Annotated in this window: 17 protein-coding genes and 3 pseudogenes; 14 read left to right on the top strand and 6 right to left on the bottom strand. The window is 67.2% G+C overall.

Annotated features, from left to right (window positions below; genetic code table 11):
• The first annotated feature begins 1 nt into the window (after position 1).
• Genes ABD209_RS18940 through ABD209_RS18955 form a run of 4 tightly spaced genes read left to right on the top strand, consistent with a single transcriptional unit; the run spans position 2 to position 4,316 of the window.
• Entirely contained in the window at positions 2 to 1,267 is a 1,266-nt protein-coding gene (locus ABD209_RS18940) for an NAD(P)/FAD-dependent oxidoreductase (RefSeq protein ID WP_344069415.1), read from the top strand.
• On the top strand, positions 1,264 to 2,016 hold the full coding sequence (locus tag ABD209_RS18945) for a DUF1365 domain-containing protein (RefSeq protein WP_344069418.1): 753 nt from the start codon (positions 1,264 to 1,266) through the stop codon (positions 2,014 to 2,016). The genes ABD209_RS18940 and ABD209_RS18945 overlap by 4 nt, the downstream gene beginning before the upstream one ends.
• Positions 2,013 to 3,332 (top strand): class I SAM-dependent methyltransferase, encoded by a 1,320-nt coding sequence (locus ABD209_RS18950; RefSeq protein ID WP_344069421.1) that lies wholly within the window; start codon positions 2,013 to 2,015, stop codon positions 3,330 to 3,332. The genes ABD209_RS18945 and ABD209_RS18950 overlap by 4 nt, the downstream gene beginning before the upstream one ends.
• 12 nt (positions 3,333 to 3,344) lie before the next feature.
• On the top strand, positions 3,345 to 4,316 hold the full coding sequence (locus ABD209_RS18955; RefSeq protein WP_344069424.1) for a MerR family transcriptional regulator: 972 nt from the start codon (positions 3,345 to 3,347) through the stop codon (positions 4,314 to 4,316).
• A 25-nt stretch (positions 4,317 to 4,341) separates the two neighbouring features.
• Here the strand turns inward: ABD209_RS18955 and ABD209_RS18960 are convergent, their stop codons facing one another.
• The gene (locus tag ABD209_RS18960; protein ID WP_344069488.1) at positions 4,342 to 5,325 is read right to left on the bottom strand and encodes a malate dehydrogenase; all 984 of its coding nucleotides are present in this window, start codon (positions 5,323 to 5,325) and stop codon (positions 4,342 to 4,344) included.
• A 104-nt stretch (positions 5,326 to 5,429) separates the two neighbouring features.
• On the opposite strand from ABD209_RS18960, the gene ABD209_RS18965 reads away from it, so the two are divergent.
• Together ABD209_RS18965 and ABD209_RS18970 are read left to right on the top strand one after the other, a co-directional pair.
• Positions 5,430 to 6,284: a ceramidase domain-containing protein gene (locus ABD209_RS18965; RefSeq protein WP_344069425.1), complete on the top strand. Its 855-nt coding sequence runs from the start codon at positions 5,430 to 5,432 to the stop codon at positions 6,282 to 6,284.
• Positions 6,285 to 6,422: 138 nt separating this feature from the next.
• Complete coding sequence (locus tag ABD209_RS18970) at positions 6,423 to 6,758, top strand: NUDIX domain-containing protein (protein WP_344069428.1); 336 nt, start codon at positions 6,423 to 6,425, stop codon at positions 6,756 to 6,758.
• Positions 6,759 to 7,487: 729 nt separating this feature from the next.
• Here ABD209_RS18970 and ABD209_RS18975 read toward each other — a convergent pair.
• Entirely contained in the window at positions 7,488 to 7,985 is a 498-nt protein-coding gene (locus tag ABD209_RS18975; protein WP_344069431.1) for a PqqD family protein, read from the bottom strand.
• 91 nt (positions 7,986 to 8,076) lie between these two features.
• Positions 8,077 to 8,850: an aquaporin Z gene (gene aqpZ / locus ABD209_RS18980; protein ID WP_344069434.1), complete on the bottom strand. Its 774-nt coding sequence runs from the start codon at positions 8,848 to 8,850 to the stop codon at positions 8,077 to 8,079.
• Between the two features lie 278 nt (positions 8,851 to 9,128).
• Here aqpZ and ABD209_RS18985 point away from each other — a divergent pair, with 278 nt between their 5' ends.
• Together ABD209_RS18985 and ABD209_RS18990 are read left to right on the top strand one after the other, a co-directional pair.
• Positions 9,129 to 10,853, top strand: a complete 1,725-nt coding sequence (locus tag ABD209_RS18985; RefSeq protein ID WP_344069437.1) for a sodium:solute symporter family protein — start codon at positions 9,129 to 9,131, stop codon at positions 10,851 to 10,853.
• A gap of 28 nt (positions 10,854 to 10,881) precedes the next feature.
• A complete protein-coding gene (locus tag ABD209_RS18990) occupies positions 10,882 to 11,142 on the top strand; it encodes a hypothetical protein (protein WP_324387654.1) in 261 nt (86 codons plus the stop codon).
• 90 nt (positions 11,143 to 11,232) lie between these two features.
• On the opposite strand, the pseudogene ABD209_RS18995 reads toward ABD209_RS18990, so the two are convergent.
• Positions 11,233 to 13,420, bottom strand: a pseudogene (locus ABD209_RS18995) (NADP-dependent isocitrate dehydrogenase).
• A 128-nt stretch (positions 13,421 to 13,548) separates the two neighbouring features.
• Here ABD209_RS18995 and ABD209_RS19000 point away from each other — a divergent pair.
• Genes ABD209_RS19000 through ABD209_RS19010 form a run of 3 tightly spaced genes read left to right on the top strand, consistent with a single transcriptional unit; the run spans position 13,549 to position 15,787 of the window.
• Entirely contained in the window at positions 13,549 to 14,517 is a 969-nt protein-coding gene (locus tag ABD209_RS19000; protein ID WP_344069440.1) for an NAD-dependent epimerase/dehydratase family protein, read from the top strand.
• A complete protein-coding gene (locus ABD209_RS19005; RefSeq protein ID WP_344069443.1) occupies positions 14,514 to 15,158 on the top strand; it encodes a sugar transferase in 645 nt (214 codons plus the stop codon). Before ABD209_RS19000 ends, ABD209_RS19005 begins: the two co-directional genes overlap by 4 nt.
• The gene (locus tag ABD209_RS19010; protein ID WP_344069446.1) at positions 15,155 to 15,787 is read left to right on the top strand and encodes a NeuD/PglB/VioB family sugar acetyltransferase; all 633 of its coding nucleotides are present in this window, start codon (positions 15,155 to 15,157) and stop codon (positions 15,785 to 15,787) included. Before ABD209_RS19005 ends, ABD209_RS19010 begins: the two co-directional genes overlap by 4 nt.
• A 69-nt stretch (positions 15,788 to 15,856) precedes the next feature.
• Here ABD209_RS19010 and ABD209_RS19015 read toward each other — a convergent pair whose 3' ends face one another.
• A complete protein-coding gene (locus ABD209_RS19015) occupies positions 15,857 to 16,255 on the bottom strand; it encodes an aquaporin (protein ID WP_344069449.1) in 399 nt (132 codons plus the stop codon).
• 706 nt (positions 16,256 to 16,961) lie between these two features.
• Positions 16,962 to 19,184 carry an NADP-dependent isocitrate dehydrogenase gene (locus ABD209_RS19020; RefSeq protein ID WP_344069452.1) on the bottom strand — a complete coding sequence of 741 codons (2,223 nt, stop codon included), beginning with the start codon at positions 19,182 to 19,184 and terminating at the stop codon, positions 16,962 to 16,964.
• Between the two features lie 190 nt (positions 19,185 to 19,374).
• Here ABD209_RS19020 and ABD209_RS19025 point away from each other — a divergent pair, with 190 nt between their 5' ends.
• The 3 genes and pseudogenes from ABD209_RS19025 (at position 19,375) to istA (ending at position 24,350) form a co-directional block, all read left to right on the top strand.
• Entirely contained in the window at positions 19,375 to 21,240 is a 1,866-nt protein-coding gene (locus tag ABD209_RS19025) for a polysaccharide biosynthesis protein (protein ID WP_344069455.1), read from the top strand.
• A gap of 146 nt (positions 21,241 to 21,386) precedes the next feature.
• A pseudogene (locus tag ABD209_RS19030) lies at positions 21,387 to 22,437 on the top strand (DegT/DnrJ/EryC1/StrS family aminotransferase).
• A gap of 390 nt (positions 22,438 to 22,827) precedes the next feature.
• Positions 22,828 to 24,350, top strand: a pseudogene (gene istA, locus ABD209_RS19035) (IS21 family transposase).
• Positions 24,351 to 24,392 lie beyond the last annotated feature (42 nt).

The raw sequence follows: 24,392 nt of genomic DNA on the forward strand, positions 1-24,392 counted from the left end.
CATGCCGCCTTCTTCTCGACCCACCGCGGTCGTCGTCGGTGCCGGAATCGCCGGTTTGACCGCCGCCTATGCGCTCTCGCATACCCACCATGTGGTCCTGCTCGAAGCGGACACGCGGCTCGGCGGCCACGCCCATACGCACCGGATCGCCACGGCCGCAGGCGAACTCGCGATCGACAGTGGCTTCATCGTGCACAACCAGCGCACCTACCCCACCTTCGTGCGTCTGCTGCGTGAGCTCGGGGTCGCGACCATCGCGACCGAGATGAGCATGTCGGTCACCTGCCGCGAGTGCGGCCTGACGTATGCCGGCGGCCGCGGCCCCGGCGGCATCCTCGCCGCCCCTCGCCGACTCGCCGATCCGCGCTTCGTGCGCCTGCTGGCCGAGGTGCCGCGCTTTCATCGCCTGGCCCGTCGCATCCTGCGCGGTGAGGCCGGCGACCCGACGTGGGGCGAGGTCCTGGCCACGGGCGGGTTCACGCCCTATTTCGCCGATCACTTCGCGATCCCACTGGTGGCGTGCGTCTGGAGCGCCGACGGCGCGGATGCGGCCAACTATCCCGCCCGGCACCTGTTCCGCTTCCTCGACAACCACGGGATGCTCTCGGTCACCGGATCGCCGCGCTGGCACACCATCGCCGGGGGGTCCGCGCGGTATGTCGAGGCGCTCGCGCAGCGGCTGCCCGATGTGCGCACCGGCGCGCCGGTCGCCGCCATCGAGCGCCACGACGATGCCGTGGAGGTCCGGCTGGCACGTAGCGAGGTGCTGCGCGCCGACCGGGTCGTCCTGGCCACCCACGCCGACGACGCGGCGGCGCTGCTGGCCGACGCCACCACCGCCGAGAAGGCTGCGCTCACGGCAATTCCCTACTCGCGCAACGAGATCGTCCTCCATAACGATGCTCGCCTGCTGCCCACCGTGGAGCGGGCGCGGGCGAGTTGGAACTACTCCCGGTCCGCCTGCACCGGTAGCGAGCCGGCCGTGCGCGTCGACTACTGGATGAATCGCCTGCACCGGCTCGATGCCGACCGGGACTATGTCGTCAGCCTCAACGGCGGCGGCGGTATCGACCCGGCATCGGTCCTGGCTCGCGCGAGCTATCGCCACCCCGTTTTCACCCGGGAGTCGGTTGCCGCGGCCGCGACCTTGAGCACGGCCGGCGGTCCGCGCCTCGCGTTCGCCGGCGCGCACCTGGGTTGGGGCTTCCACGAGGATGGTGCCCGCTCGGGCCGCGTCGCGGCCGAACGCCTCGGCGGCCGGTGGTGACCAGCTCCGGCGGCGGTGTCGAGCCGGGACGTCCCGAGGTCCCCGCGATCGTGCACGGACGAGTTCGGCACGACCGGCGGACGCCGCACACCCACCGGATACGGGCCCGCACCTATATGTGGCTCGTCGACATAGACGACCCGCCGGATCATGGCGCGCTCGGCCGCATCCGGCCGCGCGACCACTTCGGGGCGGACTGCACCTCGCTGCGCGACGGCGTCGAGCGCTTTGTGACCGCCCAGGGCGAATCGATCCGGCCCGAGGACCGCGTCCTCACCTTGACCAACCCGCGCGCATTCGGACACGTCTTCAACCCGCTGACGACGTACTACTGCCTCGGCCCGGACGAGCGATTGAGGTGGCTCATCCTCGAGATCCACAACACCTACGGAGAGCGGCACGCGCATCTTCTCGATCTCGACGCTCGCGGCCGCGGCCAGGTCGCCAAGGAGTTCTACGTCTCGCCCTTCATCTCTGTCGATGGGATGTACGACGTTGCCGTCACCCTGACGCAGGAACGGGTGAGTGTGGCGATCACCTTGCGGCAGAACGGCATACTCATCATCGGGACGAGCTTCAGCGGGACGGCCACACCATTGACCCGCCGGGCCGCGCTCCGGGCGGCCGTCGTCACGCCCTTCGTCACCCACCAGGTCAGCGCCCGCATCCGCGCCCACGGCATCCGCCTGTGGACCGCCTTGCCCATCGTCCCCCGTCCGCCCCATCAGCCTCCGGAAGGCCTGCGATGACCACCGATACCCGCAAGCTCCGCGTCGAGACACCGCCTGCCGCGTCGCGCTCGTATGCCGATCCCGTCCACGCCCCCCTGCGCGGCGCCGTGGCGCGGGCCCTCGCGCGCCGCATGGCCCGCCTCGTCGACGTGCGCATCGTCCTGCCCGACGGCACCTCCATCACCCCACCCCTTCCGGGTCTCGTCCAAGGCCCTGACCGCCACGCCCCGGAACGTCAGGCAGGAGCGCCGGACGACCTTCCCACCATGGGCATCTACTCCTGGGCGTTCTTCGATCGCGTCGGCCTCGACGCCAAGATCGGCATCGGGGAGGGCTTCATGGCGAGGGAGTGGAGCCCGGCGCCGGGCACCGACCTCGCCGACCTGCTCACCCCCTTCGCCGCCCGGCTCGGGGAGCTCGTCCCCCCGGCCTTGGCCCGCTTCCGCCGCCTGGCCGAGCCGCGCCACCCACGCCACCACCGGGGCGACCGGGACGGCGCCGCAACGAATATCGCCCACCACTACGACCTTTCCAATGCCGTCTTCGCCACCTTCCTCGACCCGACGATGAGCTATTCGGCGGCCCGATTCGCGCAAGAGGACCCGCCGGGGTTCGCAGGATTGGAGCCAGCACAGCGGCGCAAGATCGACTCGGTCCTCGATGATGCCGGTGTCGGCCCCGGCACCCGCCTGCTCGAGATCGGCTCGGGCTGGGGGCAACTCGCGATCCAGGCAGCGCAGCGAGGCGCGCACGTCCATACGATCACGCTCTCGGAGCAACAGCGCGAACTGGCAACCGAGCGGATCGCCGCCGCCGGCCTGACCGACCAGGTCCGGGTCGAACTGCTCGACTACCGCGATATCGAGGAGACCTATGACGCCGTCGTCAGCGTCGAGATGATCGAAGCCGTCGGCTACGACTATTGGCCCGACTACTTCGCCACATTGGCGCGGGCGGTTGCCCCCGGCGGTGCCATTGCGCTGCAGGCGATCACCATGCCGCACGGACGGATGCTGGCGTCCAGGCACGCGTTCGGCTGGATCCAGAAGTACATCTTCCCCGGCGGGCTGATCCCCTCGGTCGAAGCGATCGAGCGAAACGCTGCCGCGGCCGGCCTGCAGGTCACCTCCTCGCGGTCGCTGCGCGCGGACTATGCCCGCACCCTGCGCCTGTGGCGGGAGCGCTTCGTCGCCGAGCGCGAGCACGTCCTCGATCTCGGCTTCGACCTCGACTTCCTGCGCGTCTGGGAGTTCTACCTCGCCTACTCCGAAGCCGGCTTCCGCTCCGGCCACCTCGACGTGCGTCAACTGCGCCTTGTCCGTCGGACGTCGTAGTCTGCGGCCACCGTGTTCACCATCAAGCAGGCCGCCCAACTGACCGGTATTCCGCCGGCAACCTTGCGCGCCTGGGAACGCCGGTATGCCGTGCTCCGCCCCCCGCGGTCGGCCGGCGGCTATCGCCTCTACGACGATGCGGCCATCCGGGAGCTCGACGTGATGGCGGCCCTGGTCGGGTTGGGCCATTCTCCGCAGCAGGCGGCCGCGGAGGTCGGCGCCCGCCGCGCCCGTGGCGCCGCGCCGCGCGAAGCCGGGGCGCCCAAGGGGGGCACCCCATCCGCCGGCGGCCGACGGGCTGCGGCCCCGGCGCTGCCGCCCATCGACGCTGCACTCGTGGCCGTTCGTGCCCAGGACGCGCGCGCTCTCGCCCGGCATGCGGAGATCGCGTTCGCGGCCGCTCCCATGCCCGAGGTGCTGGACGGCTGGCTCTTCCCCCTGCTCGCCGCTATCAGTGATGCCTGGGCGGCCGGCGAATTGTCGGTCGCCACCGAGCACGCGGCCTCCCACGTCCTGATGCGTGTCCTCGCCGACCGGTTGGATGCCGCGTTGCCGGCAAGCGCCGAGTCTGCGGTCCTCGTGGGGCTGCCGGGCGGCGCTCGCCACGAGCTGGGCGCGCTGGCCTTTGCCGTCGTGGCTGCGCAGCAAGGGATTCCGGTGGCCTACCTCGGCGCCGACCTGCCTGCGCCGGAGTGGGCGGCAGCCGTAGCGGCCACCGGCGCTGCGGCGGCGGTGGTCGCGGTCCCGACCCGCGCCGACATACGGGCCGGTCGCGAGGTGGTCGCGACGCTGGCCGAGGTCCCGGGCCTGGTTATCGGGGTCGGTGGGAGCGCCCAGGCCAGCCTGCGTCCCCCGGCCATCGCCCTCGGCCACGACATCCAGGCCGGTGTCGACACCCTGTCTCACTTGCTCCGCACGCCCGCGCACCCGGGCAACGGCAACGCCCCGGCGAGCGCCCGCAGCGCGGGCCCACCGAGGCGTTGACGACCAAGCGGACGAGCAGGAGGCCTCAGATCAGGCCGAGCGCCTTGACCTGGTCGCGCTCGGCGGCCAAGCGCGCCACCGAGGCCGCGATCCGCTCCTTGGAGAAGTCGTTGAGGTCCAGGCCCTCGACGATCGAGTAGGTGCCGTCACTGACCGTGCACGGGAAGGAGGAGACCAGGCCCTCCTCGACGCCGTAGGAGCCGTCCGAGGGCACCGACATCGACACGACCTCGCCATTGGTGCCGAGCAGCCAGTCGCGCATATGGTCGATGGTCGCGTTGGCCGCCGACGCGGCCGACGACAGGCCGCGGGCCTTGATGATCGCGCCACCGCGGGTCGCGACGGTCGGAATATAGGTCTCGGTGATCCACGCCTCGTCGACCAGGTCCGCGGCGACCGAGCCGTCGACGCTGGTGTGGAAGAGGTCCGGATACATCGAGTCGTCGTGGTTGCCCCAGATGGCCAGGCCCTTGACCGAGGTCACCGGGACCTCGAGCTTCTTGGCGAGCATCGACTTGGCGCGGTTGTGATCGAGCCGGGTCAGCGCGTTGAAGGACTCCTTGGGCAGATCCGGCGCATTGTTCATCGCGATCAGGGCATTGGTGTTGGCCGGGTTGCCGGTGACGAGAATCTTCACGCCCTCGGCGGCCACCTTGTTCAGCGCGGCGCCCTGACCGGTGAAGATCTTGCCGTTCGCGGCGAGCAGGTCGGCGCGGTCCATGCCCTCCTTGCGCGGCATCGCGCCCACGAGCATGGCGGCATTGACGCCGTCGAAGACCTTCTCCGGGTCATCGCCGATCTCGACGCCGGCCAGCGTGGGGAAGGCGCAGTCGTCGAGTTCCATGACGACACCCTCCAACGCCTTCAGTGCGGGCGTGACTTCCAGCAGGCGCAACTCGATGGGGGTGTCGGGCCCGAGCAGCGAACCACTCGCGAGACGGAAGAGCAGGCTGTAGCCGATCTGGCCGGCGGCGCCGGTGACGGCGACCTTGACGGGAGTGCTCACTATCGATCCTTCCGGTGGGACGAGGATGTATGCCGCGTGCTCCCGGGCGTGGCGACCCGGCGCGGTTGGATACGTCCGACGCTAGCAGTGGGGCCTACCGTTGGCGGATGCCGCCCGCCTCCCGGAAGCCGGACCCGCGAGTGACCTCGGCCACGCGGTCCGTGCGACCGCTCGCGATCACCGCGGCCGTGGCCACCGTCTCGACGATCGCGCTCGTGCTCGCCGTTCAACGCGGCTGGCTTGGCCCTGACGTGGGCCGCGGGAGTGGCTTTTGCGAATGGTCCTTCCGCGCCTTGGTCGATCCAGCCAGTCGAGTCGTGCGCCAGCCCGCCAACACCTTCTCCAACCTTGGTTTCGTCCTTGCCGGCCTGGCCATCGCCTGGCGCGCCGGCCGCCGCGAGCGGCTGGGTCCGACTCTCGCTGCCCGCCCCGGGCTGGTGATCGCCCTCGCCGTCGTCGTCACGCTGCTCGGGCCGGCCAGCGCCGCCATGCACGCGACCCAGAGCGATCTTGGCGGGCAACTGGACATGCTCTCGATGTACCTCATCGCCGCGCTCGTCCTGGCGTATGCCGTCACCCGCCTCCGCCACGGCGGCACCGGGACGTTCGTCGTGACTTTTGCCGTGGCCGTCGCGCTGTCCGAGATCGCCGACCGGACGGGCGGACCGATCCCGGTGCTCATGCATACCGGCAATCTCGCCTTCGCGTCGGTGCTGCTCGTCGCGGTGGGAATCGAGATCGTCCTCGCGCGCCGCGGGGAGGGCGTCGGCCTGCGCTGGGGTGCGGCGTCCTTGGCCGCCTTCGGGCTGGCCTTCGGGATCTGGAATCTCGGGAAGTCCGCTCAGCCCTGGTGCGATCCCGACTCGCTGCTGCAGCCCCATGCCGCGTGGCATGTGCTGTGCGCGCTGGCCGCCTATGCGCTCTTCCGCGGCTACGCGGGGGAGACGGACCGCCCACAATAACCGTATGCCGATCCCCGACTTCGTCCGTGACCTGCGCGATCGCGTGGGCCACGACCTCCTCCCGCTCGTGGGCGTCACCGGCGTGGTCCGGAATGCCGCCGGCGAGATCCTGCTCGCACGCCGGACCGACACTGGGGAATGGGCCCCCCCAGCGGAATCGTCGAGCCCTTCGAGCCGCCGGCCCGCGCCATGCTGCGCGAGATCCGTGAGGAAACCGGCGTCACCGTCAGTGTCGATGCGCTGGTCGCCCTCGACACCAGCGACCTGATCACCTACCCCAATGGGGATCGTGCCGTCTCTACGCAGTTGATCTTTTCCTGCACCTATCTGAGTGGCTCGGCGGGCGTGAGCGATGACGAGAACGATGCGATCGGCTGGTTCGCCGCAGCGGCGTTACCGCCGTTGAGCGCGGCGTGGCGACGGCGAATCGATTATGCGTTCACCCCCTCGGGTCGGACGTGGTTCGGTCGTTAGCTACATGTGTTAGGCGCGCCAACGTCGCGAGGTCTGCGGGATCAGACCCAGTCCACGGCGGAGACGGCGCGCCCGGCCGTGGGCGCGTGATCGTCGCCCAGCCGCAGCCCACTCCTGCGGAGTGTGTGCTTTGTCCATCGAGATGTCCCAAAATGCCCGGAGCACAATTCGTGGGCGCTCGTGCCACGGTCTGCTCGCGAGCCGATGGAGCCATACCATCCCGGCTTGACCGCCGTATTTGCGGCCTCGATTCCAGTGTGCGAGCTCGGCTGGATATCGCGCGTCCACCGCCCCGCACGGAATTTCACCTGCGGCCAGTGAGGCCCGAAGAGGCTCCAGGGCGCCAAGCCGGCGGGCTGCCTCGGCCAGTCTGCCCCTCTCCGTGGGGAGCAAGGCTGCCCAGGTAGGGAGTGAACGACAATCGCGCTTCGGATTCGCGGTCGTGAGGGACATCGCGAAGCGCGTGGAGAGCAAGGATGATGGCATGGTCCACGCGGTCGGGACAGGGCACGGACTGGTGGGCAAGATTGACTGCGTCGTGTCGGCTCCAGCCTTCATCGACAACGTGCCGGGGCGCCCCCAGGAGGCCCGGAAAATTGACGTGCACCGACCGTGCAAGGCCAGCCGGGAATGACGACGGCGACTGCATGAAGGCCCAAGCCCTGGGAGTCCGATCCCGGACCGAAGAAGCGCTTCCAACCTAGTCCGTCCAAGAGGCTGGTGGCTTCCCTAGCGCGTCGGGGACCGCAGCGAACGTCGACATCCGTCGAGACGCGGGTCGTCTCGCGCAATCCTTGCGCGACAGCCGCCGGGCCCTTGATGAAAAGCCCTCGGGTTTCGGCAGAGGTCAACACCCGGTGGACGAGTGCGTGAGCGAGCTCGATGGTCGGCCCTTGTGGCCAGGGGGTGGTCATTCTGGCCCGCCTTGGCGAACTCCGGTGCTGGACGGATGAGATCCCGCCGCAGCAGTTCCGCCATGAAATCTTCCATGTCGCTGATGACTTCCGGGGTTGCGTCGCCGCCGAGCTCTTCCAGTAGCTGACCAAAAGTCATACCGCACGCGAGCCCCTCCCAGATGGCTGCGGCCGAGGACGGCAGTCGCCACGGCAGATCCGTATGGGGAGCGCGCAGCGCGAGCACATGGATCTCGCCGTCATCGGCCCAGGCGACGTCGGGGCTGATCTGCCAAGGCCCATTCATCGCGCGCACCCGGACATCCTCGCTCATGGGGGGATCTGCCAGGTCAAGGAGCCCGAACGCCGGAGCGGCCGGTCCCCGAGGCGAACTCGGGTGACCGGCCGGCATACGACAGGCGGGATCAGGCAGCCGCGTGCTCGTGCTCCTTGACCTCACCCATGATCGCGGGCTCGTCGGCACCGGCGATCATCTTGTAGGTCGCACCGGCGATCAGCGCGCCGACGATCGGGGCCACCCAGAAGAGCCAGAGCTGCCCGGGCGCACCGTCGCCGTTGAAGAAGGCGACACCAGTCGAACGGGCCGGGTTGACCGAGGTGTTCGAGATCGGGATCGACACCAGGTGGATCAGGGTCAGGCACAGGCCGATGGCCAGCGGGCCGAAGCCGGCCGGTGCGCGACCATCGGTGGAGCCGAGGATGACGTAGACGAAGATCGCCGTGAGAATCGCTTCCGCGAGGAAGACGGCACCCAAGGCGTAGCCGCCGGGGGAGTGCGCGCCATAGCCGTTGGCGGCCATGTGGCCGATCCGGTCGAATCCGTCCTTACCGGAGGCGATGGTCAGCAGTGCCGCACCGGCGACCAGGCCGGCAACGACCTGCGTGCCGATGTAGGCGGGGACGTCCTTCCAGGCGAAGCGCTTGGCCATGGCGACGCCGAGGGTGACGGCGGGGTTGAAATGGCCGCCCGAGACGTGCCCGACGGCATACGCCATCGTCAGAACGGTCAGGCCGAAGGCCAGCGCGACACCGGCGAAGCCGATGCCCAACTGGACCGGGGTGGCGTCGGTGCTCAGGAAGTGGGCAGCGAAGATCGCGCTGCCACAGCCGGCGAAGACGAGCCAGAAGGTGCCGAGGAACTCGGCGCCCAGCCGCGCAGGCAGCTTGGGGGTGAGCATGCAAAACTCCTTGATTTCATGGGTACGTGCGGGCCACTGTGCCCGCGAACGGCCGTATGCCGTAGCTTGGGACTCCGCACCGGCTCGCTGCCCGGGGAGTGCTCCTCAAGTCTACGGGACGGTTCGCAGCGCAGCGGGTGCCCACTGTTGCCCGGGCGTGTCCGCTGCCCACAATGCGTTTGTAGATCGTTAGAAAAAGGCAAGTGTTTCGGTTGCCGTCACCTGTTGTCCCCCAATAGTGTCAGACGGTCCTGGTACCGCGATGAAGGGGTATGCAGATGGTCCAGCAGCTGGTAGCTGCCGACACGCTGATCGATGCCAGCGCTGTCGACTACGTGATTCTCGCGATTTATTTCGTGTTCGTGCTCGGCATCGGTTTCATGGTCAAGCGGAATGTTTCCGATTCCGCGGACTTCTTCCTCTCCGGCCGTTCACTCCCCGCGTGGGTGACAGGTCTGGCGTTCATCTCGGCCAACCTCGGTGCCGTCGAGATCATGGGCATGTCGGCCACCGGCGCCCAGATCGGCCTGCCGACGACCCACTACTTCTGGATCGGCGCCATCCCCGCCATGCTCTTCCTCGGCGTGGTGATGATGCCCTTCTACTACGGGTCCAAGGTCCGCTCGGTGCCCGAGTTCATGCTGCGCCGCTTCGGCAAAGAAGCCCACCTGGTCAATGCGATCTCCTTCGCGGTCGCGCAGCTGCTGATCGCCGGCGTCAATCTCTACCTGCTCGGCTCGATCGTCCACGCGCTGCTGGGCTTGCCGATGTGGCTGACCCTCATCGTCGCCGCCGCGATCGTGCTCTCCTACATCACGCTCGGTGGTCTCTCGGCCGCGATCTACAACGAGGTGCTCCAGTTCTTTGTCATCGTCGCCTCGCTGCTGCCGCTGACCCTGATCGGCCTGCACCGGCTCGGTGGCTGGAGCGGACTGGAGGCGAAGCTCAAGCCGCAGATCGTCGACGGCAAGACGACGACCACCGTCGAGCAGCAACTGCATTCCTGGCCGGGACAGGCGCTCTCCGGTTTCGACTCCTCCTTCTGGTCGGTCATCGGCATCACCTTCGGCCTCGGCTTCGTGCTCTCCTTCGGCTACTGGACGACGAACTTCGTCGAGGTGCAGCGGGCGATGGCGTCGGAGTCGATCACGGCAGCCCGCAAGACGCCGATCATCGGTGCCTTCCCCAAAATGTTCGTCCCCTTCCTGACGATCATCCCGGGCATGATCGCGGCCGTCCTCGTGGCCGAGATCGCCGACCTCAAGGCCGGCGGTGCCCCGGCCGGGGGCGCTTCAGGCGAGGGGGTCACCTACAACGACTCCATCCTGCTGCTGATGCGCGATGTCTTGCCCAATGGCTTGCTCGGGCTTGCGATCACCGGCTTGTTGGCGGCCTTCATGGCCGGCATGGCTGCGAACATCTCGGCCTTCAACACCGTCTTCAGCTACGACCTCTACGGCGACTATCTCGTCAAGGGCAAGCCGGACTCGCACTATCTGCAGGTCGGGCGCCTCGCCACGGTCGCGGCGACCGTTATCGCCATCTTCACCGCGTCGATCGCCGGGTCCTTCTCCAACATCATGGACTATCTCCAGACGCTCTTCGGCTTCTTCAACGCGCCGCTCTTCGCCACCTTCATCCTCGGGATGTTCTGGAAGCGGATGACCCCGACAGCCGGCTGGGTCGGCCTGGTCGGTGGCACGGTCGCCGCGATCTCGCTGTGGTCGGCGTCGAAGTTCGGTGAGGTCTTCACCCTCCCCGGTCAGGGCCTGGCCTTCCTCGCCGCCTCGACGGCCTTCGTGGTCGACATCGTCTTGTCGATCCTGGTGACCATGGTGACCAAGCCCAAACCGGCCTCCGAACTGGTGGGTCTGGTCTACTCCGAGACGCCCAAGGAAATGCGCTCCGACCCGGACGAGCACCTGCTGCCCGTTTGGAAGCGTCCGGTCCCGCTCGCCGGGCTGGCGCTGTTGATGACCATCGTCCTGAACACCATCTTCTGACCCGCAACGAGACCAAGGAGACACACACATGGCTGCTCACAGCGCGGGTGCGATGGACGTCCGCAATGTCATCGGGTCCCTGTTGGCCATCTACGGCGTGATCCTCACGGCGATGGGACTGTTCGGGGACAAGTCGCTCGACAAGACCGGCGACATCAACGCCAATTTGATCGCCGGGATCGCCCTGCTCGTGGTCGGCGGGATCTTCCTCGCCTGGGCGCGACTGAAGCCCATCGTGATCCCGGACGATTACGTCCCCGACCCGGACGCCCGTCCCCACGGTCACTGACCATTGCCGTATGCCCGCAGCCGGGCCACCCATGGGTGGCCCGGCTGCCGCACGTCCCGAACCGCGCCGAGGTTTTTGACGACGCTCTGCTTAGAGCTGGGAGAGGATTGCGTTGAAGGTGTGGGAGGGGCGCATGACGGCGCTGGTCTTGGCCGCGTCCGGGCGGTAGTAGCCGCCGATGTCGGCGGGGGAGCCCTGGACGGCCAGCAGGTCGGCGTTGATCGTCGGTTCGTTGGCGGCCAAGGCATTTGCCACTGCGGTGAAGGCCGCGGCGAGCTCGGCATCCTGGGTTTGCTGGGCGAGCTCCTGCGCCCAGTACATCGCCAGATAGAAGTGGCTGCCGCGATTGTCGATCTGCCCGACGCGGCGGGCCGGCGACTTGTTCTCATCGAGCAGGGTGCCGGTGGCCCGGTCCAGGGTGTCGGCGAGGATCTCCGCTCGGGCGTTGCTGCTGGTGCGGGCCATGTGGCGGAAGCTCTCCGCGAGCGCGAGGAACTCCCCGAGGCTGTCCCAGCGCAGGTAGTTTTCGGCAACCAGTTGCTGCACGTGCTTGGGTGCCGAACCGCCGGCGCCCGTCTCGAACAGACCGCCGCCGTTCATGAGCGGGACGACCGACAGCATCTTGGCGCTCGTGCCCAGTTCGAGGATGGGGAAGAGGTCGGTGTTGTAGTCACGCAAGACATTGCCGGTCACCGAGATGGTGTTCAGGCCCTGGCGAATGCGGTCGACGGAAAGCTTGGCGGCGTCGATCGGCGAGAGAATCCGGATGTCCAGGCCCTCCGTATCGTGGTCGGCGAGGTAGGAGGTGACCTTGGCGATCAGATTGCGGTCGTGGGCCCGGCTCTCGTCCAGCCAGAAGACCGCCGGGTCCCCGGTGACCCGGGCGCGGGCCACCGCGAGCTTGACCCAGTCCTGGATCGGCGCGTCCTTGGTCTGGCAGGCGCGCCAGTGTCGCCGGCCTCGACGGCGTGCTCCATCAGCACCTCGTCGGCCCGGTCGAGCACCTGGACCCGGCCCGGCGCCGCGATCTCGAAGGTCTTGTCGTGGCTGCCGTATTCCTCGGCCTTCTGCGCCATCAGGCCCACGTTCGGCACCGAGCCCATCGTCGTGGGGTCGTAGGCGCCGTGCGCCCGGCAGTCGTCGATGACCGCCTGGTAGATCCCGGCATACGAGCTGTCCGGGATCACCGCGAGCGTGTCGGCCTCCTCACCGTCGGGTCCCCACAATGTGGCCGGAGGTGCGGATCATCGCCGGCATCGAGGCGTCGACGATGACATCGCTCGGGACGTGCAGGTTGGTGATGCCCTTGTCCGAGTTGACCATCGCCAGGCGGGGACCGTCGGCGAGCGCCTGGTCGAACGCCGCCTTGATCGCGGCACCGTCCTCCAGGCCGTCCAAGCCGGCGAGGACGGCCGCGATGCCGTTGGTGCCGTCGAGTCCCGCGGCCAGCAACTGCTCGCCGTATGCCGTATAGACGTCCGCGAAGAAGGCGCGGACGACGTGGCCGAAGATGATCGGGTCCGAGACCTTCATCATCGTCGCCTTCAGGTGGACCGAGAAGAGGACGTCCTCGGCCTTGGCGCGCGCGACCTGCTCGGCGAGGAAGGCTTCGAGCGCCGCGGCGGACATGAAGGTCCCGTCGACGACCTCGCCCTGCAGCACCTTCAGCCCGTCCTTGAGGACCGTCCCGGTGCCGTCGGCCGCGACGTGCTTGATCGTCAGCACGTCGTCCGCGGGCAGGACCACGGACTTCTGCCTGCTGCGGAAGTCGTGGGCGCCCATCGTGGCGACCGTCGTCTTGCTCTCGGGGGTCCACGCGCCCATCAACTGCGGGTGGTTGCGAGCGTAGTTCTTCACCGACGCCGGCGCGCGCCGGTCCGAGTTGCCCTCGCGCAACACCGGGTTGACCGCGCTGCCCTTGACCTTGTCGTAGCGCGCGCGGGCATCGCGTTCGGCGTCGGTGCCCGGCTCGTCCGGATAGTCCGGCAGGGCGATGCCCTTCTCCTGCAACTCCTTCACGGCCGCCTGCAACTGCGGCACCGAGGCCGAGATGTTCGGCAGCTTGATGATATTGGCCTCGGGGGTTGGTCGCCAGGTCGCCCAGTTCCGCCAGGTCGTCGCTCTCGCGCTGGTCCTCGGGCAGCAGGTCGGAGAAAGCCGCCACGATCCGGCCGGCCAGCGAGATGTCCCGCGTCTCGACATCCACACCGGCCCTCGAGGCGAAGGCTTCGATCACCGGCAGGAACCACCGCACGCCGCTGGGCGCCAGGCTATCCAACGGCCTCGCCACCGCGCCGCGGCGTGTCACCCGAAAAGACGTCTAGCGGGCGGGGACCGGCTCGCCAGTACACTTCCCCGCGACCTCACGACCGGTCGCCCCTCGTCATACTGCTCTCGGGATTCTCGATGCGTCTGCTGATCACTGGCGGAGCCGGCTTCATCGGCTCCAACCTGGCCGACCTCGCACTGGCCGCCGGCCACGAGGTGGTCATCCTGGACGATCTCTCCACCGGTCGCGGCGACAATGTGCCGGACGGTGCGGTTTTCTGCCACGCGTCGATCCTCGACCCCGGCGCGCTGACGGCGGCGATGGCTGGGATCGATTCGGTCGTGCACCTCGCCGCTCTTGGCAGCGTGCCGCGGAGCATCGCCGATCCGTTGGCCACCCACGAGGCCAACGCGACGGGCACGCTCCGAATTCTCGAGGCTGCGCGAGCAGCAGACGTGGGGCACGTGGTGCTCAGCTCATCATCCTCGGTCTATGGCGCCAACCCGGCTCTGCCCAAAAACGAGCGCGAGTGGGTGCGCCCGCTCAGCCCTTATGCCGTCTCCAAGCTCGCTGCCGAGCAGTACACGCTCGCCTACCAGACGTCATACGGCATGGACACGCTCGCCTTCCGCTTCTTCAATGTCTATGGCCCCAGGCAGCACGCCGGCCACGTCTACGCCGCAGTCATCCCGACCTTCATCGACCAACTCCTGGGCGGTGACCCGCTGACCGTCAACGGGGACGGCTCGACGTCACGGGACTTCACCTATGTGGGGACCGTATGCCGTGTGCTCCTCGACGCGGTCGAGCGGCGGGTCGCCCACGACGAGCCCGTGAACCTCGCCTTCGGGACCAATACCTCTCTCCTGGCGCTGATCGCCGAACTCGAGGCCATCACCGGCAGCCACGCCGAACGTGTGCACCGCCCAGCCCGCCCAGGCGATGTCCCCCACTCCCAGGCCGCGAATGCGAGTCTGCGACGGCTGTTCCCGGGTGTGGACGCCGTCCCGCTGCGCGATGGCCTGGCCGAGACCGTGGCGTGGTTCCGGACCCTCCCCGGGCTGGAGCGGACGTTGGCGTCGTCGGCCTCGGGGACGGACGGGTGACGGGACACCGGCCGAGTGGCTATCGCGGCAAGCGTGCGCTTGACCTGCTCATCGGGGTCCCTGCGCTGATTGCGTCCTTGCCTGTGCAGGCGGTCATCGCCTGGCGAATCCGGCGCACGATGGGCTCACCGATGCTCTTTCGTCAACAGCGGCCGGGGCTGCACGGGGTGCCCTTCGAGCTGATGAAGTTCCGCACCATGCGCAATCCGTCGACCGAGGACACCTCCCTGACCGATGTCGCTCGGGTGGCCACCGATGCCGAGCGGATCACGCCCCTGGGTGCGTTTCTTCGGTCGACCAGCCTCGACGAACTCCCGACCTTGATCAACCTCGTCAAGGGTGATGTCTCCCTCGTCGGCCCGCGCCCCCTGCTCATGAGCTATCTCGACCTCTATACGCCGGAGCAGGCGCGTCGCCACGACGTCCGTCCAGGGTTGACAGGCCTGGCCCAAGTGAGCGGACGCAATGCCTTGACCTGGGAGGAGAAGTTCGCGCTCGATGTGCAGTATGTCGACCGTCAGGGCCTGCTCGAGGACCTGCGCATCCTGGCCCGGACGATCCTGCTCGTGATGCGGCGCCAGGGGATCTCGGCCGACGGGGCCGCGACGATGCCGCCCTTCGAGGGGATCGGGCAGCGATGAGAGATCTGTACATCTTTGGGGCAGGTGGCCTCGGCCGCGAGGTGGAAGCGCTCGTGTCCGCCGTCAACGACAGTGGCCTGACGTGGCGGCTCGCCGGGTTTCTGGACGACGCCCCGTCGCCCGTCAACCGTCAACGGGTTGAGGATCTGGGCCACCAGGTCATCGGCGGCATCGACCACGCGCTCGGTCGCTCGCCGCAGGCCGTCGTCGTTGCGCTCGCCGACGCCCGAACCCGGCAGTCCGTGACCGGAAGGCTCGCAACGGCGGGGTGGCAGCTGCCGGCTCTGGTGCACCCGGACACGACCCTCGGCAGGCGGGTCGATCTCAGTCAGGGGGCGCTGGTGTGTGCGGGGGTGCGCACCTCGACGAATATCCGGCTCGGCAAGAGCGTCGTGCTCTGCGCGAATGCGACCATCGGCCACGACGTGGTGCTGGGCGACTACAGCACCGTCTTGCCGGGCGCCGTGGTCTCGGGCGAGGTGACTCTCGGCGACGCGAGCCTGGTCGGTGCGTCTGCAACGATCCTGCAGGGGCTCGCCGTGGGCGTTCGAGCAACCGTTGGCGCCGGGGCGGTGGTCGTGCGGGATGTCCCCGACGAGGTGATCGTGCGAGGCGTCCCCGCGCGTTGAGGGGTTGTGGAAGGCGACAGGGGCCCGCCGGCGATGCCGACGGGCCACTGTTCGTGAAGGGTGCCGGGATCAGGCAGCCAGCCGGTCACGCGGAGAGCGCGTGACCTCCCCGGCGTTGTCGACATCGTCGCCGGAGACGAGGGCATAGGTGGCGCTCGCGATGATGGCACCGAGGATCGGGGCGGCCCAGAACAGCCACAACTGGGTGGGCGCTCCGTCACCGTTGAAGACGGCCACCGCGGTCGAGCGGGGCGGGTTGACCGGCGTGTTGCTGATCGGGATCGAGATGAGGTGGATCAGTGTCATCGCGAAGCCGATCGCGATGGGCGCGAAACCCATGGGGACAGGCCCGGAGGTCGGTCCGAGGATGACATAGAGGAACATGGCGGTGAGGACGGCCTCGGCGATGAGGACCGCGGTCAGGGAGTAGCCGCCGGGGGAGTGGATCCCGTAACCATTGGCCGCCATGTGCCCGACCCGGTCGAAGCCGTCCTTGCCGGAGGCAACGGCAAGTCGGCAAGTCGAAGCAGGCGACGTTCTACATCAATACTGCGAACGAGAAGGCCACCTACGTGAGCCTGGACTTCACCCTCGCGGACACGGTCAACAACGCCGTAGGCATGACCACCGCCTCCGTCGACGCCGACACGATCTCGGCCTGCGGAGCGCGCTGACCGTCAACGTCGCCGCTGCTGTGCGTGCCGGCTCAAGGCTCGCACCCCTTTGCCGGCACGGCGGATCCGCCCGAGCGCGCGGTCGCGCCGGCTGGACTGAGTTCATCCTGGCGGCGCTCGGCGTCCGAAGGCGAGTCCGACAAGGGGCCGCCTACCCCTTCAGGGTGCGTGAGTGCGTCTGAGTGGCGGGCTTTTGGGGCACGATCAACCCCCTGCTGGCCAATTCCGCGATAAACCGCCGAATGTCGGGAGCGACCCGAGGATCACCCTGGGGCTCGGCTCGTTCGAATGAGTTCGTCTGTGGTCACTCCGGCGGCGATCTCATGCCAGATCCACGCGGCGGCCCCCGACATCCGCCACGGAAGCTGTGAGTACGGAGGGCGCAAATCGACAGCCAAGACCTCGTTTTGGTGGTCGACCCACGCCATATCCGAGCTTATCGCCCATTTGCCGGCGTGGTCAGTCACGGAGATGCATGCAGGGGTTTGTCAATGGTTCCCTCAGGGTTTGCCGCCCAAGCTGGCGAGAACCGTATTGAAGGTCGTCGACGGGCGCATGACTGCAGAGGCCTTGGCGGGATCGGGTCGGTAGTAGCCGCCGATATCGGCCGGCGAGCCCTGGACGCTCAGCAGTTCCTGGTCGATGACGGACTCCTGCGCGGTCAGGGCTTCAGCCACCGAGGTGAATGCGGCCGCCAACTCCGGGTCGTCGGTTTGCTTGGCGAGTTCCTGGGCCCAATACATCGCGAGGTAGAAGTGGCTCCCTCGGTTGTCGATCTGTCCGACCTTGCGTGCCGGGGACTTGTTCTCCTCCAGCAATCGACCGGTGGCCTTGTCCAGGGTCTCTGCGAGCAGACCGGCCCGCGCATTGTCGTCGCTTTCGGACAGATGGCGGAAGGACTCGGCGAGAGCGAGGAACTCTCCGAGGCTGTCCCAACGCAGATAGTTCTCGGCCACGAGTTGTTGCACATGCTTTGGCGCTGAGCCGCCGGCCCCGGTCTCGAAGAGGCCACCGCCATTCATCAGCGGGACGACGGAGAGCATCTTGGCGCTCGTGCCCAGCTCGAGGATGGGGAACAGGTCGGTGTTGTAGTCGCGCAGGACATTGCCGGTCACGGAGATTGTGTTCTCGCCCTTGCGAATCCGCTCGACCGAGAACCTGGCAGCGTCAGCCGGAGTCATGATCTGCAGATCCAGGCCGCGGGTGTCGTGCTCAGGCAGGTACTGCTCGACCTTGGCGATGAGGTTGGCGTCATGGGCGCGGTCCTTGTCGAGCCAGAAGACGGCGGGGTCTCCCGTCGCGCGGGCCCGGGTGACGGCGAGCTTGACCCAGTCCTGAATGGGGGCGTCCTTGGTCTGGCACGCCCGCCAGATGTCACCCGTCTCGACTGCGTGCTCCATGAGCACCTCGCCGGCCTGATTGACAACCTGCACGACGCCCGGCGCGTTGATCTCGAAGGTCTTGTCGTGGCTGCCGTACTCCTCCGCTTTCTGTGCCATGAGGCCGACATTAGGGACCGATCCCATGGTCGTGGGGTCGTAGGCGCCGTGAGCCTTGCAGTCCTCGATGACGGCTTGGTAGATGCCGGCATACGAGCTGTCGGGGATGACCGCGCGAGTGTCCGCCTCGTTGCCGTCCGGGCCCCACATGTGGCCAGAGGTACGGATCATTGCCGGCATGGAGGCGTCGACGATGACATCGCTGGGGACGTGCAAGTTGGTGATGCCCTTGTCGGAGTTGACCATTGCTAGTCGAGGGCCGTCGGCGAGTGCCTTGTCGAAAGCAGCCTTGATCTCGGCGCCGGTCTCCAAGGAATCCAGGCCGGCCAGGACGGCGGCGAGCCCATTGGTCCCGTCCAGTCCGGCATCCATCAGCTGGTCGCCGTGCGCTGCGTAGACGTCCGCGAAGAAGGCGCGCACCACATGGCCGAAGATGATGGGGTCCGAGACCTTCATCATCGTCGCCTTGAGGTGGACCGAGAAGAGCACGTCGTCCGCCTTCGCCTGCCGGACCTGCTCGATGAGGAAGAAATCAAGGGCAGCTGCGGAGATGAAGGTGCCGTCGACGACTTCGCCTTCGAGAACGGCCAGGCCGTCCTTGAGGATCGTCTCCGTTCCGTCGGCCGCGACATGCTTGATGGTCAGCACGTCAGCGGACGGCAGGACGACGGACTTCTCGTTGCTGCGGAAGTCGTCGACGCCCATCGTCGCAACGGTGGTCTTGCTCTCGGGTGACCACGCACCCATCGAGTGGGGATGTTTGCGTGCGTAGTTCTTCACCGAAGCCGGGGCCCGTCGGTCGGAATTGCCCTCGCGCAGCACCGGGTTGACCGCGCTGCCCTTGACCTTGTCGTAGCGGACGCGGACGTCGCGCTCCTCGTCGGTCTGGGGCTCGTCCGGGTAGTCCGGCAGGGAGATCCCCTTGTCCTGGAGCTCCTTGACAGCCGCCTTCAGCTGCGGCACCGACGCGGAGATATTCGGCAGCTTGATGATGTTCGCCTCGGGGGTGGTGGCGAGATCACCGAGCTCGGCCAAGGCATCGTTCTCGCGCTGAGCCTCCGGAAGGAGGTCCGAGAAGGCGGCGACGATGCGCCCGGCCAGTGAGATGTCGCGGGTCTCTACCTCGACGCCGGCCGTCGACGCGAACGCCTCGATCACGGGGAGGAACGAGTAAGTCGCCAGCAGTGGTGCTTCATCGGTCAGGGTGTAGATGATCTTGGCCATCGTGTGCCGCTACTCCTTCGGGCGGTATTCGACGCGATCTCCGCGCCACTGCCGCTCAGGCTATCCAACGTCCGACCGCGCGTGCGTCGACGGCCCAGCGGCCGTGTGCGTCGCCCGAAAAGACGACAATCCGACCCTATAACCCCGAGTAACATGGGCGGGTCCGTTCGAACTTTCAGGGGAGAGGCGTATGTCGCCCCGTTCATCCACCTATGCACGCCGATCCGCCATGGTCGGCTGGGACGTCGCGTCGTGGGGCTTGTCCCTCCTGGCGTTCTCCACTGTGCGTTATGACTTCGACTTGTCGGGCGAGCGCTGGGGCCTGGCCTTGGGGTACGTCGGGTGTGCCGCGTTCCTTCAGGTCATGGTGGGCTTCCGCACCCACCTTTACCTTGGACGCAGCCGGGTGGGCAGCTATGACGAGGTCACAACGCTGGGGCTCCTCGTGGCGGGCGTCGCGGCCGTGCTCGGGCTGTTCGTGCTTGCGCTGGGCGAACTCGCGTTGCCGGAGGGTCGGCGTTTTTCCCTTGGCATCATGTGGCTGGTGCCGGCCATGGCGTTCCTCGTCATGGCATCCGGACGGTGGGTGTTCCGGTCCATGCGCGATCGGCGGCGGCGCGCCGACCAGCCGCCAGCCACCCCAGTCCTTATCTATGGCGCCGGGGATGTCGGGCACCAAGTTGCCTTGCTCGTTGACCGCGCCGAGGATCCGCCCTACTCCATTGTCGGATTCATCGATGACCACCCCAGGAACCGGTTCCTGCGGGTCGGACGTTATCGCGTCCTCGGATCGGGCCTGGATCTCGTCGACCTCGCCCGAGCCCATGGAGCCGAAGGCGTGGTCCTGGCGATCAGCAAGGCGGAACCGGCGATGCTGGCGGACCTCAACGACCGGTGCCGCGCCGCCGGGCTCGAGCTCGTTGTAGTCCCGCCGGTTCGGGAGATGATCGGCGGTCAAGTCCAGCTGGACCAATTGCGCCAGTTCAACGTTGTCGATTTGCTCGGCCGACGCCCGGTGGAGACGGTCATCGCCGCCATCTCGGGGTATGTCAAGGGCAAGGTCGTGCTCGTGACCGGCGCGGGCGGCTCCATCGGCTCAGAACTGGCTGAGCAGGTGCACGCTCTCGAGCCGGCACGACTGATCCTGCTTGACCGGGATGAGTCAGGGCTGCACTCAACCCAATTGAACATATATAATTCCGGGTTGTTGGATCGAGACGACATCGTCCTTTGCGACATCAGGGATGCGGCTGCCCTCCGCGATGTGTTCGCCAAGCATCGTCCCGAAGTCGTCTTCCACGCAGCCGCCTTGAAACACTTGCCGATGCTGGAAGCGTTCCCCGCCGAAGGGTGGAAAACCAACGTCGTTGGCACTCTCAACGTGCTGCAGTGCGCGACGAATGTGGGCGTCGAGCGCTTCGTGAACATTAGCACCGACAAAGCGGCTGACCCCAGCTGTGTCCTCGGGCAGACGAAGCTGCTCGCCGAGCGCTTGACCTCGTGGTTCGCCGCGGAGACCCAACGACCCTACGTCTCGGTGCGGTTTGGAAACGTCCTAGGCTCGCGAGGTTCGGTCCTCTTCGCCTTCCAGAAGCAGATTGAACGTGGCGGCCCGGTGACCGTCACCCACCCGCAGGTCACGCGCTTCTTCATGACCATCCCCGAGGCGTGTGAGCTGGTCCTCCAGGCAGGCGCGATCGGCCGGGCGGGGGAGACCCTGGTGCTGGACATGGGGGAGCCGGTGAAGATCGTGGATGTCGCCAATCGACTTATCGAAGAGTCCGGTAGGTCTGTGGACATCGAGTTTACCGGCCTGCGCTCGGGAGAGAAGATGCACGAGATCCTCTTCAGCGACAGCGAGCCGCGGACTGCGAGCGTGCACCCGCTGATCACCCAAGTGCCGGTGCAAGGACTCGACCCGATGCATGTCCTCTTCGATCACGTGGACATCGACCGCATCCGTGATGTGCTGCGCACTCAGTTGCCACCGCGTCGTGCGCCCGCGACCATTCCGAACTCGGGCAAGGTGACATCAGGCGGGCCGAGCGGCCGATGAACGAGCTGAACCAGCGGTAAACAGCTTTGCCCCAGTTGAACGACCTAGAAAGCACTATGCCCAACCCTTCCGGAGCGCATCTTTCTCTCCAAGGCCGATATCACCGAGGTGGAGCGGAACTATGTCATGGATGCGCTCCAGTCCGGATGGGTGACGCTTCTTGGACCGTCGGTCGACGAATCGAGGAAGCGATCGCAGCTCGTGTCGGTGTGGCGCATGCGCTGGCGCTGTCCTCAGGCACTGCCGCCCTTCATCTGGCGTTGCTTCACGCCGGCTTTCGTCCGGGTCGGGTCGTCGTCATGCCGTCGATGACCTTCGCTGCCTCTGCCAATGCGGTCCGCTACACTGGCGCCGAGGCCGTTTTCGTAGACTCGCGCCCCGAAGGTGGCAATCTGGACGTGGAGTTGTTCCTCGAAGCCCTCGACATCCTAGTGGACGAAGGAGCCGACATCGCCGCGGTCATGTCCGTGGACCCTTCGGGCGGTGCGTCGACTACACAGCATTGCTGTCCGGTCTCCAGGGCAGAGGGATCCCGCTGAACGAGGACGCAGCCGAGGCCTTACGCGCCAGCCACCGGGGGCGGGCTGCGGGATCGTTCAGTCAGTCCGGATTGCTGTCATTCAACGGCAACAAGGTGCTGACCACCGCCGGCGGTGGAATGCTGGTCTCAGACGACGGAGACCTCATCGAACACGCGCGCTATCTCGCGAGCCAGGCCCGGCAACCCGTCCGGTGGTATGAACACACGGAAATCGGCTACAACTATCGAATGTCCAACGTCCTTGGCGCACTTGGACTGGGCAAGTTAGAGAGTTGGACGGAATGATCAGGCGCCGCCAATCTATCAGAAGAACATATGAGGCCGCTTTCAGGACAATTGACGGCCTTAGTTTTCTAGGGTCCTCAGACGGCTATGTTGATGACGACAATTGCTGGCTGAGTTGCATCGTCCTCGATCCTCACTACTTTCGAGTCGGACCTCCGGAAGTAATCCGGTCACTAGAGAACATGGGAATTGAGGCAAGGCACTTATGGAAACCGATGCACCTTCAGCCTGTCTTCTCACAAAACCGCGTCTTTGACACTGGCGTGGGAGCAAGGATGTTTGATAATGGCCTCGCTTTGCCAAGCGGCTCCGGATTGAACGATGAAGAAGTGGCACACGTGATCGCGCCAGTCCGCACGCTCTTGACTTGAATGGCGTGGTCCAAACCGTCAACCGCGGCACGTGCCTGGATGCGATCGCGGCGCTCCTTGGCCAAAAGACTCACGCGATGACCGTGGTGTCCCCCATCTCGGACGCATCGTCGTCGAGCGGCACCCGCGCCGTCACCGAGAAGGTGGAGCGCACTAGCACCAGCCTTCCTTCGCCGACGACGAAGGCTCGAAGATGTGTCGGCGGCCACGAAAAACTGAACGCAGGCGGCCACGGAGTTGAACGCTGGCGGACATGAGAACTGAACGTTGGCGGTCTTGGGATCTGCCCGACACGACGTCGTCTGCCTCGCCACGGTCCGTGGTTGAGGCCCCTTCCTCGGGTGCGATGAGCGGTGCTGAAGCGCCCCATCGCCCCGAGGAAGGGATGAAGTGAAGTCTGCTGAGGAGATCATGGAAATCTTGAATGCCTACGACCTGACCGGGTCGTTGCGTGATGCCGGCGAGTTGGCCGGGTGTTCCCCGAACACGGTGAAGCACTACGTCGAGCGGCGTGCTGCAGCCGGCGAGCTGGTCCAGGCCGTGCAGCGGCCGATGCTGATCGAAGAGTACTTGCCGAAGGTCGAGGAGTGGGTCGAACGGTCCAAGGGCAAGGTCCGCGCCGACGTCGCCCACGACAAGCTCGTCGCACTGGGGTACACCGGTTCGGAACGCACCACCCGCCGCGCGGTCGCGACTGTCAAGGGGTCTTATCGGGCCGGTCGGGTCCGGGTGCACCGGCCGTGGGTGGTCGAGCCCGGGATGTGGCTGCAGTACGACTACGGCGACGGGCCGGTCATCGACGGCGTCAAGACCGTGCTGTTCGTCGCCTGGGTCGCCTGGTCCCGGTTCCGAGTCGTAGTCCCCCTGCGGGACAAGACCATGCCGAGCGTGTTCGCCGCCCTGGACCAGACGTTCCGCCGACTGGGCGGGGTGCCGACCTACGTGCTGACCGACAACGAGAAGACTGTCACGGTTGAGCACATCGCCGGGATCGCGGTCCGCAACCCGCAGCTCGTCGGCTTCGCGGAGCACTACTCGGCCACCGTGCTTACCTGCGTCCCGGCTGATCCGGCATCGAAGGGCGGCACCGAGTCGTCGGTGAAGATCAGCAAGGCCGATCTCGTCCCGAAGGACACCAACCTGCTCGAGGAGTACGGCTCGTTCGTCGAGCTCGAGGCAGCCTGCCTGGCGTTCTGCGAGAAGGTCAACACCCGCCCACATCGGCTGACGAAGCGGCCGCCGGTCGAGATGCTCGCCGAGGAACGCCTTCGGCTGCACCCGGTCGCCATGGTGCCGCACACGGTCGCGTTCGGCACCACGCGCCAAGTCCCGGCGAACACGCCGATGATCACGTTCGAGTCCGGCCAGTACTCCGTCCCGCACCAGCTGCTCGGTGCCACGGTGTGGGTGCGGACCCATGGCGTCGGCGCGGGCGAGCAGGTGATCGTCGTCCACGTCGGCGAGGACGGGCCGGCCGAGGTTGCTCGCCACGCACGGGCCACGCCCGGTAGCCCGAGGATCGACGACGACCACTTCCCGCCCCAGCCCGAAGGGCCGCTGGAGCGTCGACCACGAGCCAAGAACCCGGCCGAGGCGGAGTTCCTCGACCTGGGCGAAGGAGCCCGGCTGTGGCTGGTCGAGGCCACCGCCGCAGGCACCAGTCGGATGCGGGTCAAGATGACCGAGGCACTGGCGTTGGCCAAGCTGTTCGACCCCGTCGAGGTCGACTGGGCACTCGGACACGCCGCCGTCCACGGCCGGTTCGCCAAGGCCGACCTGTCCTCGATCCTCGACCACCACGCGAGCCGACCAGCTGCCGGTGAGCATCGGGCCGGTGAAACTCCCCACTGACCCAAGGCACCGGCTCCTGGGCACGACTCGGCCAGCAGGACCAGAACGAGATGAACCGATGACGACGACGAGGGCTACCACCTCGGTGTCCGCGCCGCCGCTGC

The sequence above is a fragment of the Nostocoides vanveenii genome (assembly GCF_039531165.1).
Classification (GTDB): domain Bacteria; phylum Actinomycetota; class Actinomycetes; order Actinomycetales; family Dermatophilaceae; genus Nostocoides_A; species Nostocoides_A vanveenii.

Bases quoted from the DNA above. Each gene is read 5' to 3' on its own strand.
- ABD209_RS19015 (WP_344069449.1), bottom strand. From the start codon at position 16,255: ATGGCGGCCAATGGTTACGGGATCCACTCCCCCGGCGGCTACTCCCTG.
- ABD209_RS18990 (WP_324387654.1), top strand. From the start codon at position 10,882: ATGGCTGCTCACAGCGCGGGTGCGATGGACGTCCGCAATGTCATCGGG.
- ABD209_RS18940 (WP_344069415.1), top strand. From the start codon at position 2: ATGCCGCCTTCTTCTCGACCCACCGCGGTCGTCGTCGGTGCCGGAATC.
- ABD209_RS19020 (WP_344069452.1), bottom strand. From the start codon at position 19,184: ATGGCCAAGATCATCTACACCCTGACCGATGAAGCACCACTGCTGGCG.
- ABD209_RS19010 (WP_344069446.1), top strand. From the start codon at position 15,155: ATGAGAGATCTGTACATCTTTGGGGCAGGTGGCCTCGGCCGCGAGGTG.
- ABD209_RS18965 (WP_344069425.1), top strand. From the start codon at position 5,430: ATGCCGCCCGCCTCCCGGAAGCCGGACCCGCGAGTGACCTCGGCCACG.
- ABD209_RS18970 (WP_344069428.1), top strand. From the start codon at position 6,423: ATGGGCCCCCCCAGCGGAATCGTCGAGCCCTTCGAGCCGCCGGCCCGC.
- ABD209_RS18950 (WP_344069421.1), top strand. From the start codon at position 2,013: ATGACCACCGATACCCGCAAGCTCCGCGTCGAGACACCGCCTGCCGCG.
- ABD209_RS18985 (WP_344069437.1), top strand. From the start codon at position 9,129: ATGGTCCAGCAGCTGGTAGCTGCCGACACGCTGATCGATGCCAGCGCT.
- aqpZ (WP_344069434.1), bottom strand. From the start codon at position 8,850: ATGCTCACCCCCAAGCTGCCTGCGCGGCTGGGCGCCGAGTTCCTCGGC.
- ABD209_RS19025 (WP_344069455.1), top strand. From the start codon at position 19,375: ATGTCGCCCCGTTCATCCACCTATGCACGCCGATCCGCCATGGTCGGC.
- ABD209_RS19000 (WP_344069440.1), top strand. From the start codon at position 13,549: ATGCGTCTGCTGATCACTGGCGGAGCCGGCTTCATCGGCTCCAACCTG.
- ABD209_RS18975 (WP_344069431.1), bottom strand. From the start codon at position 7,985: ATGAGCGAGGATGTCCGGGTGCGCGCGATGAATGGGCCTTGGCAGATC.